The sequence below is a fragment of the Maledivibacter sp. genome, from assembly GCA_025210375.1.
Lineage (GTDB): Bacteria > Bacillota > Clostridia > Peptostreptococcales > Caminicellaceae > JAOASB01.
In genome coordinates this window covers 1-20,372 of the sequence record JAOASB010000025.1, presented here as the reverse complement: position 1 = coordinate 20,372, position 20,372 = coordinate 1, and the positions used below count along the sequence as shown (strand labels likewise).

General features: G+C 33.8%; 18 protein-coding genes and 1 other annotated feature. Of the genes, 16 read left to right on the top strand and 2 right to left on the bottom strand.

The window, feature by feature from the left end; translation table 11 throughout:
* Positions 1-21: 21 nt before the first annotated feature.
* The 4 genes from N4A68_08620 (at position 22) to N4A68_08605 (ending at position 3,102) form a co-directional block, all read left to right on the top strand.
* Positions 22-180, top strand: a complete 159-nt coding sequence (locus N4A68_08620) for a hypothetical protein (protein MCT4564365.1) — start codon at positions 22-24, stop codon at positions 178-180.
* A 300-nt stretch (positions 181-480) separates the two neighbouring features.
* The gene (locus N4A68_08615) at positions 481-933 is read left to right on the top strand and encodes a hypothetical protein (GenBank protein MCT4564364.1); all 453 of its coding nucleotides are present in this window, start codon (positions 481-483) and stop codon (positions 931-933) included.
* Positions 934-2,460 (top strand): hypothetical protein, encoded by a 1,527-nt coding sequence (locus N4A68_08610; GenBank protein ID MCT4564363.1) that lies wholly within the window; start codon positions 934-936, stop codon positions 2,458-2,460.
* 30 nt (positions 2,461-2,490) lie between these two features.
* On the top strand, positions 2,491-3,102 hold the full coding sequence (locus tag N4A68_08605; protein ID MCT4564362.1) for a flavodoxin family protein: 612 nt from the start codon (positions 2,491-2,493) through the stop codon (positions 3,100-3,102).
* Between the two features lie 182 nt (positions 3,103-3,284).
* On the opposite strand, the gene N4A68_08600 is transcribed toward N4A68_08605, so the two are convergent.
* Positions 3,285-4,589, bottom strand: a complete 1,305-nt coding sequence (locus N4A68_08600; GenBank protein ID MCT4564361.1) for a sigma 54-interacting transcriptional regulator — start codon at positions 4,587-4,589, stop codon at positions 3,285-3,287.
* Between the two features lie 734 nt (positions 4,590-5,323).
* Between N4A68_08600 and N4A68_08595 the strand changes: the two genes are divergently transcribed.
* The 11 genes from N4A68_08595 (at position 5,324) to asnA (ending at position 18,949) form a co-directional block, all read left to right on the top strand.
* Positions 5,324-6,364, top strand: a complete 1,041-nt coding sequence (locus tag N4A68_08595; protein MCT4564360.1) for a 3-oxoacyl-ACP synthase — start codon at positions 5,324-5,326, stop codon at positions 6,362-6,364.
* A gap of 20 nt (positions 6,365-6,384) precedes the next feature.
* Positions 6,385-7,713, top strand: a complete 1,329-nt coding sequence (locus N4A68_08590; GenBank protein ID MCT4564359.1) for a 4-hydroxybutyrate--acetyl-CoA CoA transferase — start codon at positions 6,385-6,387, stop codon at positions 7,711-7,713.
* 142 nt (positions 7,714-7,855) lie between these two features.
* Positions 7,856-8,416 (top strand): chromate transporter, encoded by a 561-nt coding sequence (locus N4A68_08585; GenBank protein ID MCT4564358.1) that lies wholly within the window; start codon positions 7,856-7,858, stop codon positions 8,414-8,416.
* Positions 8,413-8,976 (top strand): chromate transporter, encoded by a 564-nt coding sequence (locus N4A68_08580; protein MCT4564357.1) that lies wholly within the window; start codon positions 8,413-8,415, stop codon positions 8,974-8,976. Before N4A68_08585 ends, N4A68_08580 begins: the two co-directional genes overlap by 4 nt.
* Positions 8,977-9,037: 61 nt before the next feature.
* Positions 9,038-11,104, top strand: a complete 2,067-nt coding sequence (locus N4A68_08575; protein MCT4564356.1) for a sigma 54-interacting transcriptional regulator — start codon at positions 9,038-9,040, stop codon at positions 11,102-11,104.
* A 232-nt stretch (positions 11,105-11,336) separates the two neighbouring features.
* The gene (locus N4A68_08570) at positions 11,337-12,884 is read left to right on the top strand and encodes a Na+/H+ antiporter NhaC family protein (GenBank protein ID MCT4564355.1); all 1,548 of its coding nucleotides are present in this window, start codon (positions 11,337-11,339) and stop codon (positions 12,882-12,884) included.
* 58 nt (positions 12,885-12,942) lie between these two features.
* Positions 12,943-14,340, top strand: coding sequence for an argininosuccinate lyase (argH, locus tag N4A68_08565; protein MCT4564354.1), 1,398 nt, complete (start codon positions 12,943-12,945; stop codon positions 14,338-14,340).
* Between the two features lie 409 nt (positions 14,341-14,749).
* Positions 14,750-15,592 (top strand): fumarate hydratase, encoded by an 843-nt coding sequence (locus N4A68_08560; protein MCT4564353.1) that lies wholly within the window; start codon positions 14,750-14,752, stop codon positions 15,590-15,592.
* 89 nt (positions 15,593-15,681) lie between these two features.
* A complete protein-coding gene (locus N4A68_08555) occupies positions 15,682-16,239 on the top strand; it encodes a Fe-S-containing hydro-lyase (GenBank protein ID MCT4564352.1) in 558 nt (185 codons plus the stop codon).
* 12 nt (positions 16,240-16,251) lie between these two features.
* Positions 16,252-17,430 carry an NAD-dependent malic enzyme gene (locus N4A68_08550; protein ID MCT4564351.1) on the top strand — a complete coding sequence of 393 codons (1,179 nt, stop codon included), beginning with the start codon at positions 16,252-16,254 and terminating at the stop codon, positions 17,428-17,430.
* Positions 17,431-17,535: 105 nt separating this feature from the next.
* Positions 17,536-17,797: a binding site (T-box leader), on the top strand.
* A gap of 129 nt (positions 17,798-17,926) precedes the next feature.
* Positions 17,927-18,949, top strand: coding sequence for an aspartate--ammonia ligase (gene asnA, locus N4A68_08545; GenBank protein ID MCT4564350.1), 1,023 nt, complete (start codon positions 17,927-17,929; stop codon positions 18,947-18,949).
* A gap of 209 nt (positions 18,950-19,158) precedes the next feature.
* On the opposite strand, the gene N4A68_08540 is transcribed toward asnA, so the two are convergent.
* On the bottom strand, positions 19,159-19,818 hold the full coding sequence (locus tag N4A68_08540) for a TetR/AcrR family transcriptional regulator (GenBank protein MCT4564349.1): 660 nt from the start codon (positions 19,816-19,818) through the stop codon (positions 19,159-19,161).
* 308 nt (positions 19,819-20,126) lie between these two features.
* Between N4A68_08540 and N4A68_08535 the strand changes: the two genes are divergently transcribed.
* Positions 20,127-20,372: FAD-dependent oxidoreductase (locus N4A68_08535; protein MCT4564348.1), on the top strand; the 246-nt coding region annotated here is incomplete at its 3' end.

The following is a 20,372-nucleotide window of genomic DNA, read 5'->3' as shown; positions in this document are numbered from 1 at the left end:
AAATATTACCAAGGATTTCCTATGAAAGGAGAACTTGATGAGTTGTTAGAGATTGTAAAATATCTAATATTTGTGGTTGTAAAAATTAATTTCATTTTTAAAAAGCAGTTTTCCCATATAGCTGATAAGATAAATCTTATTCTATATGGGAAATTTTTTTATGTTGGAAAGTATGGTTAAGAAGGTATTATATATTCCAGCAGGAATATAGATGTACACTTATATGGTTTAATATTCATGTAACATAATAAAAAATTGTAACAAATATGATACATTATTCGGAAAACAAGTTTATCTGGTATTCATATGATTATTTTCACATGATAAACAATGAAATGTTACATAGGGTTGAAAAAGCAATGGATAAGAATAGCTATTTATATTGAATGTTATATTGGCATGAAATTTGCTGTTTAATATAAATAATTAATAATAAAGGGAGGATAGGATGTAGAAATTTAAATTAAGAGGAGGGTTATTATGGAGATAGGCAGTAAAAGAACAGGTATTATTATTATTATAACCATGCTTTGGATATTCATTACTATCAGTGGGTGGAATGGTAATTGGTTTGCTGGATTGATATCTAGCGTTGTATTAATGCTGCTTTATATGATGCTTGGAGCGTCACAGAATGGGAAGCTAAATAAAAAGCTATTTTTATATCCATTATTATCATGGGCAGTATTATGGATTGTTGGTTTCTATTTTTCAAAATATTATGCTGATGTTTTTACCGGGAGAATGCCTGAATTTACAATTATGGGCTTCCACCCTTCCTTTGCATTTACTATATTAACCTATTGGGTAGGAGGAGTACTTACACTTAGTTTAGGTTTTTATATTTTTGCAGATCATTGGTTGTCCGATGAAGGATGGGATAATTTCAAGAAAAAAATTGAAGCTATTAATACTGCAAAGGGGGAATTGTAGATGGCAAGTGGAGTTAAGTACTTAATAATGGCTTTTTCTTTAGGAATGATTATTGTTTCATTTTTCATAGGTTGGACAGCAAAGAAAAAAGCCTCAGATCCTCAATCATTCTTTGGTGGAACCGCACTTTTTGGACCAATTACAGTTAGCTTATCCACTGTTGCAGCAGTAGCGAGTGCCTTTGCTGTAGTTGGCGTACCAGGTATTATCTATTCCTTTGGGAATACAATGACATTGTGGATGTTATCCTCTGCTGCATTTGCAATGGCTTATTTTGCAATTGGTAAAAAGATTAGGGCTATGGCAGAAGTTGCTCCCATCGCAAGCCTAGGGGATATTGCAGATTTAAGATATAACAATCATAGAGGTATAAAGGCCACATTATCTATTGTACTTTTTATAGGAGCTATAGCTTATTTAGCATCGCAGATTAGTGCAACCTCTGCATTATTTGCCCATTTATTAGGGTGGGACCCAATGGTAGCAGGATTTTTTATCTTCGGTATATTGACTATATATACTGCCATAAGTGGTGAAGTTGGTGGAGTGCTTACTCAAGCATTTCAAGGGATGGTAATGGTAGTTGCAGGAATAATAATGATAGCTGCCTTTTTCTCTATTACAAAAGGCTTTGGGAATGTAGTGGAGGTTGTGTCCACTGTAGGGAAGGTAACTGCTACAGTAAATGGGCAGGAAGTAACTAAAGCATTTAGTCCCGAAATGATGAATGCGTGGGGAGTGCTTCCAGGATCTATTGCTATGACATGGATGTTTATTCCTATTCTAGGAACAATGGGTCAACCTCAAGTTTTAACAAGGATGTATGCTTTAAAAAATCCTAAGGATATGCCTAAGCTTGGCTTATATGCAGCATTAGGACATATGATTGTTGGTTTCTTTGCTGTAACAATGGCATATGCAGCACTTTATCTTGTTGGTAAAGGTATTATACCTCCCTTAGTAAAAGGTGACAATGCTATATTTGCGGTTGCTGATTATGTTGGAGTATATGCTCAATTATTTGTTTATGCAGCCATACTTGCAGCATCAATGTCAACTGCAAGCATGTTCTTAACACTTTCCTCTAATATCATTTCAAGGGACCTCCCTAATGCACTTGGTAAAGAATTAGACTCTAAAAAACAGATAAAGATTTCAAGAATCATTACTTTTATAATAGGTATACTGGCAATATTGTTTGCACTAACCAGTGGTGAAGCAGTAGCTATATTAGGGACATTTGGATGGGGGACATTAATGTCTGCTACTTTTCCAGTTTTTATAACAGGACTACTGTGGAAAAAAGCAAGCAGCCAAGGTGTTTTTGCAGGTTTGATAACAGCTTTAATCTTAAATGTTACTGCATTAGTTTTAAATAGAACAGGCTTTAAATGGCCTGGAGGTTTACCTTGGTATGTTAATGTAATAGCTGCGGCACTAGTAGTAACAGTAGTTGTTTCACTATTTACTAAAGGAGCCACAGAAAAAGAGCTTGATAAGAGAGTTGAGGCGGTTATAGATCTATAATAAACAATTTTCAGCTTGAGGAGGAAATGCATGAAAATTTTAGGGATATGTGGAAGTCCTAGAGCAGGTAATACAGAATATTATATTAATGTTGTTTTGAAAGAATTAAAGGACAAGGAATTTGAAGTAGAATTCATAAGATTAAAGGATAAAAATATTGATCAATGCAGAGGGTGCTATGGTTGCATAGAGAACAAAAAATGTGTAGTAAATGATGATTTTAAAGGTGTTTTCAATAAGATGCTGGAGGCAGATGGACTCATTATTGGGTCACCAGTATATAATGGGTCAATAACGCCTAGGTTAAAAGCACTTTTAGATAGAGCAGGATTTTCTTCACGCTGGATGAAAAATGATTTGAAAACCAGTAAAGGGAAATATGATTGGGGTCAAATGCCCTTTTCAAGAAAAGTTTTTGCACCAATAACTGTTGCGAGAAAAACAGGTCAAACATTTGCCTACGCACAGTTAGCCTTATGGGCAGCGGTAAATGATTTTATTATAATAGGTTCAAATTATTGGACCGTTGGTTCCGCAGGAACATCTGGCAGTATAAATGCCAATGAAGATACAGAGGGTATAAGCATAATGAAGCATTTAGCAGGAAACATGAACCATATAATCAAAAAATTAAATGCATAAGCAACAAAATAAGAACCATAGGGATTTAAGTAGAAACTTTAATTTATACGCATCAAAAACTCCTTAAAACACTGAGTACTTTGATACGTATAAATTAAGTTCTACTATAATAAATTCTATATAGAGATGGGACTAAGAAAATTAATAATATCTCTAATAAAGTGTCGAAGAGGTTTAAAACTCTACTTATCATTATTCTTAAGCTTTCTGTAAAGAGTCATTCTTTTAATACCTAATAATTCTGCTGCTTTAGATTTATTATTATTACAGATATTCAAAGTATCTTCAATTATTTTAATTTCAATTTCCTTAAGTATATTATTTAGGGAACATTTCTGAGATAATAGTCCTGATATATTGTAGGAATTAGCCATACTTTTATAACTGTTCTCCAGTATATTCGTGGGTATTGAAGCCTTTGTCACTTCTTCACCGGTTGCGATTACCATCAAACGGTAAACAATGTTTTTAAGCTCTCTAACATTTCCAGGCCAGCTATAATTAGATAGTGCGGATATAATTCCAATGGAAAATTTCTTGTATATTCCATTTTTTTGATAAAAGGAAGATATAAAATGATCGATTAATAAAGGAATGTCTTCGGATCTTTCACGTAATGATGGGATGTTTAGATTTAAAACATTCAATCTATAATATAAGTCAGCTCTAAATCTTTTGCTTTCTACTTGCTTGAGCAAATCATAATTTGTCGCTGCAATAATTCTTACATCAATATCTATGGATTTACTACTTCCTATTTTTTCAATTTGATTTTCTTGAAGTACTCTTAGAAGTTTGGATTGCATATTAAGAGGGAGGTCTCCAATCTCATCTAAAAAAATTGTTCCACCTTGAGCTAATTCAAACTTACCTAATTTTCCAGATTTGTTTGCCCCCGTAAAAGACCCTTTTTCATACCCAAAGAGTTCGGATTCCAATAATGTTTCAGGGATTGTAGCACAGTTGATACTTACAAATGGTTTATATACTCTATCACTGCTATTATGAATTGCATGGGCAAAAAGTTCTTTGCCAACGCCGCTTTCACCAGTAATTAATACAGGTAGATTAGTTGCTGCAAAAGATTGAGCGCGAGATTTGAAATGTTTTATTAAAGAGGATTGAGTAATTATATCATCAAATGTATATTTAGCTTTGAAATTACAGTTAAGATTTTTTGGATTAGTATGATTTGTAGGTTTTATAGAATTAATTATGGAGTTTCTAATATTATTTGCATTATCTAAGGATTTAATATCATCTAGTACTATTATTCCAGCCGCACCTATTATTTCATCACCATCAAAAATAGGTATTCTATCTACAATTGATTCTTTTCCGCTTTGAAAAACATGCTTTTGACCTATTTCCGGGATACCCGTTTTTAAAACTATTGGTAGTCGAGTGGTATTATCGATTTCAGAAAGATGTTTTCCAACCACTTCAGTTAATGGTGTTTCTAGATAGTTTAAGAAGGCTTCATTCATAACAATAACTTTACATTCACTGTCTACGAAATTGATAGGGAGAGGTAGTTTATTAAATAGAGAAGATGGTATGATATTAAAAAATTTATCTACTTGATTAGTATGATTAAATTTAAACAGATCATCACCTCCTGATATTTATTATTTTCCTCATTATTATATCATGAACTTAATGTCATTTTAGAAAATGATTAAATATATGTAACATTTTTGCGAAGTGTAACTATTGAATACATCATTTGGTAAGAGTAGCTTCATTCAATTTTTTATAAAATTCTATTTTTATAAAAGTAACTAATTGATACAATAAGGATTTTAGTTTAAAAAGATTTATAATTTAAAATTATTCTAAAAACCTTATTTTTAGAAGTAATTATAGTAAAAAAACAAGCTTTAAAGATCTTTGAAACCCTAAGAAATACATACATATAAGCATATTGTTCTGTATTGATTTTCAAAATACACCTTTTATTTTCCTAATACCTAAAAATTGGCAAGACTTTTGCGATTAACTTAAAGTAAGAAATATATATAGATGAGGAAATTGCATAACTCTTACTTGGCAGAATTGCATATGCGAATATCATCCTATATTTAATTGCTTAAGATATAAGCATATTTGATGGTATAGTTCTTAAGGTTTTTTAACTATATATAGTAGATAGTTTTTGCAGAAGGTAATTATGCAATTTGCTCAGATGATTAAAGTAGTACTATTTAAAGGAGGAATTTTAATGACTAGAGATTTTCATGTTGGGATTGTAGACTTTGAGACATATCTACCAGAAAAAACAATAACTGCCCAGGAACTATCAAAGCTCGTAGATATACCACCAGAAATATTGAGAGATAAAATGGGAATTAATAGAAAACATATAGGAGGACCTGAGGATCATTCGGCAATGATGGCTACAAAAGCATCAAAAAAGCTGTTGCAAAGAAATAATATAGATCCAAATGATATTGATATGATACTATTCGCAGGTGAAACTTACTGTGAATATGTATGCTGGACTGCGGCTATAAAAATACAAAATGAATTAGGTGCAGATAATGCATATGCATGGGATTTAGGATTTAGGTGTGCAGGTACACCCTTAGCATTGAAGATAGCAAAGGATATGATGAAGTCCGATGGTAGTTTAAAAACCGTATTAATAGCCGGGGGAAATACAAATGCATACTTAATAGACTATAAAGACAAAAATCAATCTTTTATGTTTGACATGTCACCGGCAGGACTAGCTCTTTTACTTAAAAGAGATCATATGGAAAATGAAGTATTAGGGACTGGGATTATAACAGATCATATATTTTGTGATGATGTAATCGGAAAATGGGGAGGAACCTTATACCCAATAACTGATGATATAGCAAAAGATCCTGAAAAATTGAGAAAAGCCAGATTACTTCATTTGGAAGACCCAAAGGGAATGAAGAAAAGACTAGCGACAAGATCTTTGCCAGATTTTACAGGAACAGTTAGGAAAGCCCTTAAGAATTCTAATTTAAAAGAAAAAGATGTAGATTTTATTGCTATAAATCATATAAATCCAAAGGCTCATTATGCTATTATGGCTAATTTAGGCATTGATAAAGAAAAAACTGTATATTTAGCCGATGATGGACATTGCGGTCATGCAGACCAATTTATAGCATTGAAATATGGATTAGTACAAGGGAAAGTAAAAAATGGAAACATTTGTGCTTTACTAGGTGCTGGAACGGGATATGCCTTTGGCTGCACAATGATTAGGTGGGGTAGAACTCAGTAATAGTTGAGGAGGTAAAATATATGAATATAAATAAAATATACAAGAGTAAGAAAAAAACAATATCTGAAGCTTTAAAGCTTATACAGTCAAATGATTTTATATTGTGTGGTCTCGGTGGTAGTGAGCCTTTAGATATATTGAATGAACTCCATACAATAAAAGAAAATGGAGTTAGAGACTGTGAGCTTAGTAATACTTTACCATTTGGAAATTATGAATTTATGGGGAATCCCGAATATAGAAAGGTTATCCATGTGAATGGATGGTTTTACACACCATTTTTAAGGAAGAACCATCCAAAGGGACATTTATCCTTTCAGCCACAGCATTTACATCTATCCTTAAATAAGAGATTATATGCTATGAAGGGTAGAAGGAAGGTTTTATTGACAACATGTTCAAAGATGGATAAACACGGTTATCTAAGCTTATCTATAGGCAATACCTATGAAATGGAATTAATTGAATCCGGTGATGCTGTAGTGATTGTAGAGGTCAATGGAAATTACCCTAGAACCTTTGGGGATAATCAAATCCATATAAGCAAGGTTAATGCAATTGTTGAGACCGATAGACCGATTATTTCCTTACCAGTAGCATCTCTTTCAGAAAAGGACAGAAAAATTGGTGATTATATAGCAGAGCTAATTGAGGATGGCTCAACTATTCAACTTGGTATCGGCGGAATACCAAATGCTGTGGCCAAAGCCTTAGAGACAAAAAAACATTTGGGAATTCATACAGAAATGTTTACTGATGGTATGGTGGATCTAATAGAATGTGGCGCAGCAGATAATTCTATGAAAACACTTTATAAAAATAAGTCGGTTTGTACATTTGCCCTTGGAAGTCAAAAGTTATATGACTATATTGATGAAAATCCTAATGTACTATTTATGCAGGGTAAATGGACAAATGATCCCTATATTGTAGGACAGAATCATAAAATGATTTCTATAAATACTACAATAGAAGTCGATTTAACAGGTCAATGCTGTTCAGAATCAATAGGACATAAGCAGTTCTCGGGAACCGGTGGTCAAGCGGATACTGCAATAGGCGCGCAAAATTGTCCAGAAGGAAAATCCTTTATAGCCCTTTATTCCACCGCGAAGGTTAAAAATGAAAAAGGTGAAAGGGTAACAGTATCAAAAATTGTACCTACATTAAAGACAGGAGCTATAGTAACCCTATCTAGAAACGATGTTGATTATATTGTTACAGAATATGGTGTTGCATGGCTTAGGGGACAAAGTATTGGTGAAAGAGTAAAAAGACTTATAAAAATAGCCCATCCAAATTTTAGAGATGAATTGAAGTTTGAAGCTGATAGGCTTATGATGTGGTAAATAGTAATGGGAGTGTTTTAAAAGACACTCCCTATATTTTTTGAAACAAAAAATTATTTGCTTAAAAGAGGAATTTTTTTATAAAAAAAGAAACTATAATAGATACTAGAGACCAATGACTAAATAAATTTGGAGGATGACAATGGGAAACAATAAGAATATATTGTGGAAATTGTTTAATGTATTTTTCAGAATAGGTTTTTTTACAATTGGTGGTGGTTATGCTATGCTCCCTATGCTCCAAAGAGAAGTGGTGGAAAAACATGCATGGGCAACTGAAGAGGAGATAATGGACTATTATGCCATAGGGCAATCCACACCTGGGATCATTGCCATAAATACGGCTACATTCATTGGATTTAAAGAAAAAGGAGTCATTGGAGGGATAATAGCTACATTGGGTATGGTTGTTCCTTCTTGGTTTATAATAATATCCATAGCGGCTTTCTTTCAACAGTTTGCAGATAATTTGTGGATTCAAAAAGCCTTTTCCGGCATACGTGTTGTAGTGGTAGTACTTATTTTAAATGCAGTCATAAAAATGGGGAAAAAGGCTATTAAGGATTGGATTGGGATGACTATTGGAATCATGGCATTTATAGTAGTTGCATTTCTACATACATCCCCAATTTATGTTATTATCACTGCTGGAGTTATCGGCATCTTGTTAAATACCCTAAGAATGAGGGGAAAGCAGATATGATTGAGTTATTTAAGATTTATTGGATTTTCTTTAAAGTGGGTTTATTTACTATTGGGGGAGGTTTAGCAGCTCTTCCTTTACTACAAAATGAAGCTTTGACCCGGGGATGGGTGACCAAGGGACAATTTGCAGATATGATTGCCGTTTCCCAATCTACACCGGGACCAATTGGTATAAACATGGCTACCTATGTGGGCTTCAACCAGATGGGAACTTTGGGTTCTGTGGTTGCTACATTGGGGATGGTAACGCCCTCCATTATTATTATTTGTATTATTGCTAAGTTTTTAAGGCATTTTAATGAAAATAGGATAGTACAAGGGATTTTTGTAGGTCTAAGGCCAGCCGTAACGGGGCTTATTGCCGCAGCGGCCTTTAGTATCTCCTTAATTTCCATGTTTAATGTAGATCTTTTTAAATCCACAGATAATATAATAGATTTATTTAATTTTAAAGCCCTAATTTTATTTGGAGTTTTTATGTATGCTACAAATAAATGGAAGTATCACCCCATATACTATATAGCTATGGCGGGGTTAGTTGGACTATTTATCTTTTAGCCATGGAATACTTGAATATGTTTAGGGTATTTGTTTTAAATTTGCCACTGGAGTGATTATGATGATTAAAAAAAAGTTAGCTGTAATTTCCATTAATGAATATATATCAGAGTTCTATAGTAAACAGCTTCAAGTATTATTCGGTAAGAGTATTGAGATAGAAAATTATTGCTTTGATAGTGGTACTATTGAGGCTGGTGTAAAGGAAGATATTGTATTAATATCTTCCTTTACTATCTTTGAAGCCGTTAAAGAATATGTAAGCAGTGATGCAGAGATTATAATAGCCAACTACACCTTAACAAAAAAAGGAATGAATAAAATTAATGGATTGCCTAAGGATACTAAAGCAATTCTTGTAAACATAAATCCTAAGGTTTGCATGGAAACCATTTCATTAATTTTTCAGTTAGGGTGTAAGAATGTAGATTTGATCCCAGTATACCCAGGTTTGACTGATATACCAGATATTTCCTTAGCCGTAACTCCGGGAGAATCAAGATATGTGCCTGATTGTGTAGACAAAGTCATCGATATTGGACAAAGAATATTTGATATGAGTACTATAGTAGATATTGCGGTTAAGCTGGGCATAGACGAAAAATTGGGAGATTCAAAGATTAGAAAATACTTTAACGATATTGTTCCTATCAGCTTCGGATTAGAAAAAGTACTAAGTACCAATGATAGTCTTAATAGTAAGTTTGAGGCTTTATTAGGCATTATGAATCAAGGCATTATTATCACCAATTCTAACGGTTTGGTTTATTCGTATAATAAAAGTGCTGAAAATATAATTGGATATAGGGAAGAGATAGTAGTTGGCTGTAATTCAATTAAGGTATTACCGGAGATTCCCTATTCACAGGTATTAAGAACATGTAAACCCATAAGAAACCATCTGGTAAATATTAATGGACAGGATATTGCATTAACCATAGCTCCCATAATGAATGGTGATATTCTAAATGGGGCTGTTGCAGTTATAAATCGATTTACGGATATTGAAAAAAATCAACATAAATTAAGGCAGCAGCTTATTAATAAAGGACATGAAGCAAAATATACCTTTGATTATATCAGAGGTAAAAGTAACTCAATAAAAAATACTATAGATATAGCAAAACGAATGGCTCAATCCAACTCATCTGTTCTTATTACAGGGGAAAGTGGTACTGGAAAAGAATTGTTTGCTCAAGCAATACACAATGAATCTCCCAGGAGAAGTTATCAATTTGTGGCAGTGAACTGTGCGGCTTTGCCAGAGAACCTATTGGAAAGCGAACTGTTTGGATATGAGGGAGGGGCTTTTACAGGAGCAAAAAAGGAAGGAAAATTAGGACTTTTTGAATTGGCCCATAGGGGAACCATCTTCTTAGATGAAATTGGAGAGATGCCAAACAAACTACAGTCAAGATTGCTACGGGTATTGCAGGAGAGAAAAGTCATGAGGATAGGTGGAGACAGTTTAATAGACATAGATGTGAGAATCATAGCAGCAACAAACCGTGATCTAAAACAATTAGTGAAAATGAAGAGATTTAGAAATGATTTATATTTTAGACTAAATGTACTACCCTTAAAAATACCAGGGCTGAAACATAGAAAAGAAGATGTTCTCTTATTAATAGATGAATTCAAAAAAGAGTTTAATACGGATTTTTCACTATCTAAGGAAGCTAAATATAAGTTTTTAAACCATAGCTGGGAGGGTAATATCAGGGAACTAAAAAATTATGTTGAATATTTAGCAAATTTAAGGAAACAAATCATCTATCCTAAGGATCTTCCCTTTGATACAGATTTATATAACAGAAGTAATTATGATCTAAAGAGTGAAGAAAAGAAAATTATTGATAGGGTTATGGTCAATGGAAATGTTTCGGATTATATATTTATATTGCAGATATTGCATGAGGGCTATTTAAATCGTAGAAGAGTAGGGCGAAGAAGTATTTCTAGTGCCGCTGATGAAAGAGGAATTTATTTATCAGAACAAGAAATTAGGAAAATGTTATTAAAGCTAGAAATATACGGAATGGTCATCATCAATAAAGGCAGAGGTGGTACAAAAATCACTGATTTTGGTATTACTGTTTTCAATCATTTAAAAGAAGTAAAGGTATAAATGGGATTAATTTAATCCCATTTATACCTTTTTTATAATGTTTTATATATATTATTTAATAGGAATAAGGGAATTTAGCTATTTAAAGTTTGGCATATTATTTGCTTGTTTATTAGGATAGAGGATATATAATTTACCCATTCGATAAAAAGTAGGATGAAGGAGGTGGAAATGTAGAAAGGATTTATTAAGTAATTTTGATAATTATAAAAATAGACAAGGGGGCGTATCTATGGAACATATGGGAATTTTATCTATTTTACCAGTTATATTGGCTATTATTATTGCAATCAAGACTAAAAATGTAGTGCCAGCTTTGTTTATAGGTGTATTTACAGGAGTATTAATTCTTGTGGGGGGAAATCCTATTACAGGCATAACGACCATGATTAAAGAATATCTATTTACACAATTAACCGACAGCTACAATGCAGGGGTTCTAGTGCTATTAGTATTTATCGGAGGATTTGTGGGACTAATGGAGAAATCTGGAGGAGCCGCCGCCTTTGCACTGAAAGTGGCAGGTGTGATTAATAACAGATTTAAGGTGCAGCTTTCGGCATGGCTCGGAGGTATTATCGTATTTTTCTCGGATTTGGGAACACCCCTTATTGTAGGGCCTATCTTTGAACCCCTAGCGGATAAACTGAGGGTCTCTAGAGAGAAGCTTGCGTGGATTTTAGATTCAACCGCATCACCGGTAGCAGTGTTAGTTCCCTTCATAGGTTGGGGAGTATATGTGATGGGATTAATACAAAAAGAGTTTGAGGTATTAAGCATTGCCGAATCCGATTGGACTGCATTTATTAGAGCAATACCATTTCAATTTTATCCAATTATGGCAGTGTTAATGGTGCCTATAGTGGCATATACGGGTTTTGAATTTAGTGCAATGGCAAAGGCCGAAAAGAGGGTACAAGAAACCGGCGAGATATATTGGCCCCATTCAAATCCAATTAGAAAATCAACAGATACTATGGAAAACAGTAGTGAAGCCATATTGATTTGGCTGCCATTGATTGTACTTTTCCTAACATTGGTAGGGATATTGGCTCCCCTAGGCTTCCCATTTCAAAAAGTACCAGGAAGTGCATTTAGAACAGCACTAAGTACAGGGTATTTATTTGCAGCAATTATACTTATGATCTTGATGGTGTATTATGGGGTTAAAAACTGGAGTGAGAGTCTAGAGATATATTATTATGGGATGAGTAAAATGATGAATGTCTCAGTAATACTAGTATTGGCTTGGGCCTTGGGTACAGTTGGGAAGGGTCTAGGAACTGCAAACTATATTATTGATATTACTCAAGGTAGTTTACCGGCATGGGCTGTTCCTGCCCTCGTATTTATTATTGGTGGGATTATGTCCTTTGCAACGGGTTCATCCTGGGGTACCTTTGCCATAATGATGCCTTTAGTTATTCCAATGGCATTTAGCTTGGGTTCACCAATGTATGTATGTATTGGGGCGGTTCTTTCCGGTGGATTGTTTGGAGATCATTGTTCTCCTATATCAGACACCACCATATTATCTTCAACCGGTGCAGGATGTGACCATATTGACCACGTAAAGACACAGCTGCCCTATGCTTTGATAAATGGAACCGTAAGTTTTATTGGATATATTATTGCAGGAATAACTGGAAGCGTAATTGTATTATTTATTTCCATAGTATTATTAGTTATTTCAATAATTATATTATCTAAGACTAAAGGGACAAGAATAAAGAATCTGACTATAGATGAAATAGAAGCCCTTAAAGGAGAAAAACTATAAAATTTATTTATATAAATTGTGTTTTTTAATAATTTGACTATTGAGAGGAGAGGATATTATGGCTAATCTATGGGGAGGCCGTTTTTCCAAGGACATGGATAAACTAGTTGAGGAATTTAATGCTTCTATTACCTTTGATATCAATCTTTATGAATATGATATTGATGGAAGCATTGCCCATGTCACAATGCTTGCAGAGCAGGGGATAGTGACAGAGAATGAAAGCAAACAGATTATTGTTGCTTTAAGAAAAATTAAAGAAGGTATTAGCAAGGGCGATATAAAATTTACAACGGCCCAGGAAGATATACATATGGCTGTGGAATCTGTCTTGATTAAAGAGCTAGGGGATGTTGGGAGGAAACTGCATACCGCTAGAAGTAGGAATGATCAAGCCAATTTAGATACTAGAATGTATTTAAGAGAGCAAATTAAAATCATATTACAGCTTTTAATTGATCTAGAGGAAACAATTCTTCAAAAATCAGATGAAAATAAAGAATGGATTATACCTGGTTTTACTCATTTACAGCATGCTCAGCCCGTTACCATAGGATTTCATTTGATGGCATACTTTCAAAAGTTTAGACGGGATATAGATAGGTTGATAGAATGTTATGATAGAGTGGATTATTGTCCCTTGGGAGCTTGTGCATTGGCAGGAACGACCTTGCCAATCAATAGGCAAAGAACAGCCCAGTTATTAAACTTCAAACATGTAAGCGAAAATGCAATGGATACAGTTAGTGACAGAGATTTTATAATAGAATTTTTATGTTTTGCTTCTATGTGTATGATGCATTTAAGTAGATTTTCTGAGGAATTTATACTTTGGAACTCACAGGAATTTGGTTTCATCAATATCGATGATAGCTTTTGTACAGGTAGTAGTATTATGCCTCAAAAGAAAAACCCGGATATACCAGAATTAATTAGGGGGAAAACAGGTAGAGTTTATGGAAGCTTAATGAACCTACTTACTGTGGTTAAGGGATTACCATTAGCTTTTAATAAGGATTTTCAAGAGGATAAGGAAGCTATGTTTGATACGGTTAAGACGATTAAGAATTGTATACTAATATTTACAAAAATGCTTGAAAAGACATCCTTTAACTATGAAAATATAGAAAAACATATGATAAAGGGCTTTCTAAACGCCACCGATGTTGCGGAAACTTTTGTGAAGAATGGTATACCCTTTAGAAAGGCCCATGAGATTGTTGGTAAGATGGTAAAATACTGTGAAGAACAACATATTGAGATTGATGAATTAACGGATGAAGATTTGATTAAAATAGATTGCCCATTATCAAGGGATTCCTTTGGCAGTCTCAGATATTTAGACAGTGTAAAAAATAGAAATTCTTTTGGAGGAACAGCTCCGAAAGAAGTAGAAAGACAGATTAATGAAGGGAAAAGATTTTTACAAAATATAAAAAACATGAATACGCTATAAAACAAATCTTTATAGCATATCCATAGAACCCTATGACAATCCTTTTCGCCCATTTGAAAAACCTAGCTTATTTTTTCATGGCTGGGGAAAACTAAGCCTAGATCATTTATAGGAAATTTCAAGATATGATAGTAATTTTGGGATTTATATAAACGATTTAGGCCCACCCATGGATGAGGCTATAAAGGAAAGCTTATGGGGTTTTTATTTGAAAATATACTATATATAATTTTAAAATCTCCAAAGCTATACCATCAAATATGCTTATATCTTAAGTAATTAAATTAAGGATGATATTCCCATATTAGGCTTAGCCAAGTCAGAGTTATGTAATTTCCCCTATTGTGAAAATGAAGGGATATATACTATAATAATGATAATTACTTAATTAGGAGGTAAAATTTAAAGGATGCGGAAATTAAATGTAAAAGAAATTGTTGAAGCTGTGAAGGAAATGTGTATCAGTGCAAATTATAATCTAGGAAAAGATGTTTTGAGTGCATTTGAAAAATCTAAAGCAGAAGAAGCGTCTCCAGTAGGTAAGGGGATAATTGAGAACTTGATTAAGAATGCTAAAATAGCTAAGGAAAGCCAAATGCCCATGTGTCAGGATACTGGTATGGCCGTGATATTTGTTCAGCTAGGACAAGAAGTTCAGCTTATAGGTGGAAATATTACTGATGCAATAAATGAAGGAGTTAGACAAGGGTATAGCGAAGGATATCTTAGAAAATCTGTTGTAGGAGACCCCTTGCTAAGAAAAAATACAGGGGATAATACACCTGCAATAATATATTATGATATAGTTCCAGGAGATAGGGTGAAAATAACAATAGCACCTAAGGGTTTTGGTAGTGAAAATATGAGTAAAACCAAAATGTTAAAGCCCTCTGATGGAATAAAGGGTGTAGAGGATTTTGTGGTTGAAACAGTATCCCAGGCGGGACCTAATCCATGTCCTCCTATAGTTGTAGGAGTAGGAATTGGAGGAACCTTGGATAAAGCAACCTATATGGCTAAAAAATCTTTAACAAGAGCTGTTGGTGAACATAATGAGATCCAGTATATAAAAGAAATGGAAAAAAGACTCTTAGAAAAAATTAATAATCTCGGTATAGGGCCACAGGGGCTAGGGGGAAGCACTACTGCCCTCGCCGTTAATATTGAAGTTTTTGCAACCCATATAGCAGGATTGCCTGTAGCGGTAAATATAAATTGCCATGCTTCTAGACATGAAGAAAGGATTATATAAACCCATATAGTCCATGGGAAATTTGAGATCCCTTGTATATTTCTAAAACTTTTATGAACAATATGGGATAAAATAAGGAGAGACAGGATATGTCTGAGAATATAAAAAAAATAACAACACCTTTGACCGAAGAAAAAGTCAAAGCTTTAAGGGCAGGGGACACAGTGTATATAAGTGGAACCATATTTACAGGTAGAGATGCAGCCCATCAAAGATTAATGGATTCAATTAAAAAAGGAGAAGAACTCCCCTTTGATATTGAAGATCAAATCATATATTATGTGGGGCCAGCTCCAGCAAAGCCGGGACAAGCCATAGGCTCTGCTGGACCTACCACTAGCTATAGAATGGATGACTTGACAGTTCCACTGCTTAAGCTTGGATTGAATGGAATGATTGGGAAGGGAAGTAGAAGTCAAAAAGTAATAGAGGGAATGAAAGAACATGGAGCAATATATTTTGCCGCCATAGGTGGTGCCGGGGCTCTCATTGCAGATTCAATAAAAAGGGCAAAAATTATTGCCTATGATGATTTAGGCCCCGAAGCCATAAGGAAATTAGAAGTAGAGGATTTCCCTGTGATAGTAGTTATAGATAGTGAAGGTAATAATTTATATGAAACAGAAAGAGAAAAGTATAAAAAATAGGAGGCTGTGATCATGGTAAATTACAATGAAATGGCACTAAAATTACATAAAGAAAATATGGGGAAAATATCAGTTGTAAGTAAAGTCAAGGTTGAAAATAAGGATGACCTATCCACAGCCTATACTCCCGGGGTAGCTCAGCCCTGTAGAGAAATAGATAAAAACAAAGAAGCGGTTTATGATTATACATCTAAGGGAAATCTGGTAGCAGTAGTAAGTGATGGAACGGCTGTACTGGGATTAGGAGATATAGGGGCATCTGCATCTATTCCAGTAATGGAGGGAAAGGCAGTGCTTTTTAAAAGCTTCGCAAATGTAGATGCATTTCCCATATGCTTAGACACTAAGGATGTTGATGAGATAGTTAGAACCGTTAAGCTGTTGGAACCCGTATTTGGAGGAATCAACCTAGAAGATATAGCGGCACCAAGATGCTTTGAAATCGAGTCAAGACTAAAGGAGACCTTAGATATACCAGTATTCCATGATGATCAACATGGTACAGCCATTGTAGTTGCGGCAGGACTTATTAACGCATTGAAGTTAGCAGATAAAAAAATGGAAGATATTGAAGTTGTTGTTAATGGCCCTGGGTCTGCCGGTATAGCCATATCGAAATTACTTTTAAAGCTAGGTGCTAAAAATATAGTCCTATGTGGAATAAAAGGGGCCCTACATAAAGGGTCAGAAGACATCAATTGGGCACAAGCAGAAATGATTAAAATAACAAATAAAAACAATGAAACTGGAACACTAGAAGAAGTATTAAAGGGTAAGGACGTATTTATAGGAGTATCAGCACCTAATATTGTGACAAAAGAAATGATATCAACAATGGCAGACAAATCCATAGTTTTCGCTATGGCTAATCCCGTCCCAGAAATAATGCCCGATGAGGCAAAAAAAGGTGGAGTATTTATAATGGGAACAGGAAGATCTGATTTTCCAAATCAAGTAAATAATGTTTTAGCTTTTCCTGGAATTTTTAGAGGCGCATTAGATGTAAGAGCATCGGATATAAATGAAGAGATGAAGATAGCTGCGGCCCATGCTGTGGCTAACACCATATCTGAAGACGAATTGGATGTAGACAATATCTTACCTAAGGCATTTGATATGAGGATAGCAGAAAATGTAGCCGAAGCTGTAAAAAAAGCGGCTATAGAAACAGGCATTGCAAGAAAGAAGTAACTTTTTTGAATGACCAAATATCCATGCATATACATAAATAAATATAAAAAAATACTTGACAACATTTTATAGATGTCTTATAATTTATTACAACAAGTTAACAAACCAAAAACCATGAAGAGAAGAGTAGATACAAGGTAGCGTTTTAGCGAGTTGGTTATGGTGGGAGTCCAACACAAAGTCTGTATTGAAGAACATCTCTGAGTTTCTAACCGAAAGCCCCATTGGTGAGTAGATTTAGACGGCACCTAACCGTTATCAATTGGACAGTATCGAGTAGTAGCATCATGTCTAGTCTGTACTTGTAAAGTGAGCGATAATTAGCTAATTTGGGTGGTACCGCGGAAGCAAGCCTTTCGTCCCTTGTATAGGGATGAAGGGCTTTTTTATATGCCCCATTGAATGCTAATAACCGGGAATTAGTATTCAAATTGAAAAATAATTTCGTTATTAAGAAAATATAAATAGAAAATAGAAATCAGGGAGGACTTTTATTATGAAATCTTTAGAAAAAGCGTTAATTATACCAAAAGGATATGAATTGAAAATGAATTTAATAGATACAGAAATTGGAATCAAAAGCATTAAGGATCATTTCCAAAGGACACTAGCAAAAAATCTTGAGTTAACAAGGGTATCGGCACCACTTTTTGTTAGACCAGAAACGGGACTAAACGATGATTTAAATGGTGTAGAAAGACCCGTTGCCTTTGATGTGTTAGGAATTGGCGGAAGGGAAGTTCAGGTGGTACATTCACTGGCTAAATGGAAGCGTATGGCATTGGATAAATATGGATTTGATATGGGTAAGGGATTGTACACCGATATGGATGCCATAAGAAGGGACGAGGAGCTGGATAACCTGCACTCTATATATGTTGATCAATGGGACTGGGAAAAAATTATATCAAAGGAAGACAGAACGGAAGAAACTTTAAGGGATACAGTATTAAAGATATATAGTGTTTTTAAGTCAACTGAAGAAGAAATATGTAGCCTTTATCCAACCCTTGAAAAACAGCTACCCGATGATATATTCTTCATAACATCCCAGGAGCTTGAAGACAAGTATCCTCAACTTACTCCTAAACAGAGGGAGGATGCAATAGCCAAAGAAAAGGGTGCCGTATTTGTTATGCACATAGGTGGAGAGCTTGAATCAGGTATAAAGCATGATGGTAGGGCTCCAGATTATGATGATTGGACTTTAAATGGAGATATACTTTTCTGGTATCCAGTTTTAGAAATGGCTTTCGAAGTATCTTCTATGGGTATTAGGGTTGATGAAGAGGCGTTGGAAAGACAGCTGGAATTGGCTGGTTGTGAGGAACGTAAAGAGCTTCCATACCATAAAGATCTATTGGAAGGAAAGCTTCCATATACTATTGGAGGAGGAATAGGACAATCAAGAATGTGTATGTATTTCCTTCAAAAAGCCCATATAGGAGAAGTTCAAGCAGCAATTTGGCCTGAAGAAATGATTAAGGAATGTGAAAAAGAGAACATAATGTTATTATAAAAAAACAACAGATTTATCTGTTGTTTTTTTTATATTTTATTTTATGAAAATCAGATATGGGTATATATATTATATAAATACGATATGTGTTATAGTAGTTTATATCAAGCTCGAGTTAAAATATTCACAAATAATTTTAAGAAATAAAAGCCATTATTTTCAAATTTTTAAAATTAAAATTAGAAAATTAGTAATATATAAATACATTACTAATTTCTAAAGGCACATAGGGTTTGTTTCATATATTTAACTGTTTTATCAACTGCTTCATCTGTAGTATAGTTAACTTGATTATTTAATATCCTTAAAAGCATACCTTCGTAGATTAAAAGTATCATTTCATTTATTTGTTCTAAATGTTCCTCTTTAACAAATCCTGCATTAACACATGATCTAAGAACAGCCATATCTCTAGCATAAATATTCTTTTCCATAAGCATCGGGAGGGTCTCCATTGACTGGTCTCCTAATTCTTCGGGGAAAATTGAATAGTATTCCTTAATTACATCACTAATGGAATCACTATATTTTTCAAAAAAGATAATATGATAAATCTTAGGTTTCTTAAATGAATGATAACAAAAACATTTCCAAATATTTAAGAACTTCTCTAAATCATCTTTAGAATTTTTTATATAATCAGGTAAACTAAATGCATAATCCTTTAGGTATTTCATAGAAGCAAAAAAAAGTAAATGATTGAGATCATTAAAATAATTGTAAAGTGTAGCACTGTTATAACCAGCAATATCAGCTACCTTCCGAATGGTTACTGACTCTATGCCTTCATTTTCAATGATTTGATTTGCGGCATCGATAAAATATCCCATCATTCGTCTTTTTTGTATCTTTTTCTTTTTCTTTCTCATTTCTATCACCATCTATTGCTATAAGTTCTAGTTATATAAAGTCCTTAACTATTATAGCATATTAAAGCTTAAATTGTAGTATGTTATTGAATAATTAAATAATTAACGCTACAATATAAAATATAATAGGGAAAATAAGGTTTTCCTAAAAATAATCACGATTATATAATAAACAAATTTACAAATTAATCGAAAATGTGATATAATAATTCCGAATTGATAAAACCTATTTAAATTAGTCTATAATATTTTTTTAAAAATATGCAGGCAAACGATTTTTTATTATGAAGCAAAAAGGAGGAATCTTTATGGAAAATCTGTATGACATTATAATAATTGGATGTGGACCAGGTGGTCTTGCAGCGGGATTGTATTCTGCCCGTGCTAAAATGAAAACCCTTATCTTAGAAAAAGGTAAGACAGGTGGACAGATTGTGACTACAAATGAAGTAGCTAACTATCCTGGATCAGTTAGAGAAGCCACTGGACCAAGTCTTATAGCGAGAATGGTAGAGCAAGCTGAAGAATTTGGAGCTGAAAGAAAAACAGATGCA